The sequence below is a fragment of the Deltaproteobacteria bacterium genome, assembly GCA_009930495.1.
Taxonomy (GTDB): Bacteria; Desulfobacterota; Desulfovibrionia; order Desulfovibrionales; family Desulfomicrobiaceae; genus Desulfomicrobium.
In genome coordinates this window covers 1-1,331 of record RZYB01000414.1, presented here as the reverse complement: position 1 = coordinate 1,331, position 1,331 = coordinate 1, and the positions used below count along the sequence as shown (strand labels likewise).

The following is a 1,331-nucleotide window of genomic DNA, read 5'->3' as shown; positions in this document are numbered from 1 at the left end:
TATAATACCCCAATCTGTCAAGACAACTTTTTGAAAAATTTTATTCCCTAAAACATCCGTTACTTTATGCTACATTTTCTTTTGTGTTAGTATAATGTTCATCATTAATTTTTAAACTATCATAATAAACATTCATTGGTTTTTTATACTCTAAAGTTTCATGAAATCTTCTATAATTATAAAACTCAATATACTCTTTTATATCATCTTTGAGTGTTGATACTCTTTCATATTCATTAAGGTAGATTTTTTCTACTTTAGCACTTCGCCAGAATCTCTCAATACAAATATTATCAGTAGCTCGTCCTTTCCCATCCATTGATATTGTAATACCATTTTGTTTGAGAGTATCTGTATGAATATATGATGTATATTGACTTCCTTGATCTGTGTTAAATATCTCTGGTTTACCATAAAGTGACAATGCTTCATTTAAAACACTCATAACCAAATCTGTATCCATGGTATTTGATATTCTCCAACTTAATACGGCTTTAGAATACCAATCGATAATTGCAGCAAGATATACAAATCCACCCTTGATACGAATATAGGTAATATCTGTTGACCATACTTGATTTGCTCTTATTATCTCAATTCCTTTTAGTTTATAAGAGTGTATTGGATGCTCTTTTATTGGTTGAGAGGTATTTGGTACTTTAATAGCTAATATTGGCTTTAATCCTAACTCTTTACGGTATTTCTGTACTGTATTAGGACTCACACTAAACCCATCTTCTAAAAGTTGTCTATGAACTTTTAGATACCCATAGATTGGTATCTCCTCATAGATTTTTTGGATATGGTTTTTTATTGTAATCTCTCTATTGTTAATAATTGGTGTATAGTACAAACTACTTCTTGCAATATCCAATAGCTCACATTGTCTTGTGATACTTATCTCTTTTAGCTCAGACTCCACAAGCCCTTTTTTATTTAATGAGTCCAAGCTGCTTAGCTTTCCCTGTAGCCAGTCTCTCTCAACCGTTACCTTACCAAGTGCTTTTGCATACTCATCAAGTTGTGTTTGTAGTTTGAGATTTTCATCTTTATACTCTTGTACTGCTTTTGAAGGCTCCATTGCCATCTCTGCATTTGCTAAAAATGTTGCTTTCCAGTTCTGAATATTTTTCTGTGTGATATTATTTGCACTTGCAATCTCATTGATAGTCTTATCACCTTTTAAAACTTCAAGTACAATTTTTGTTTTAAATTCTGTACTAAATGTGGTTCTTTTTCTACTCATTATTTCCCCTATTCTTTATAATCAAATTTTACTCAAAGAGAATAAAACTTTCTAAAAAATTGTTTGTTTTTCTTGGGGTATTATA

General features: G+C 30.5%; 1 protein-coding gene. It reads right to left on the bottom strand.

Features of this window, described 5'->3' with window-relative positions; genetic code table 11:
- Window positions 1–64: 64 nt before the first annotated feature.
- Window positions 65–1,246 (bottom strand): IS3 family transposase, encoded by a 1,182-nt coding sequence (locus EOL86_15110; GenBank protein ID NCD26898.1) that lies wholly within the window; start codon window positions 1,244–1,246, stop codon window positions 65–67.
- Between the last annotated feature and the right edge of the window lie 85 nt (window positions 1,247–1,331).

Excerpts from the sequence above, each read along its gene's own strand:
- EOL86_15110 (NCD26898.1), bottom strand. The coding sequence starts at position 1,246 with ATGAGTAGAAAAAGAACCACATTTAGTACAGAATTTAAAACAAAAATT.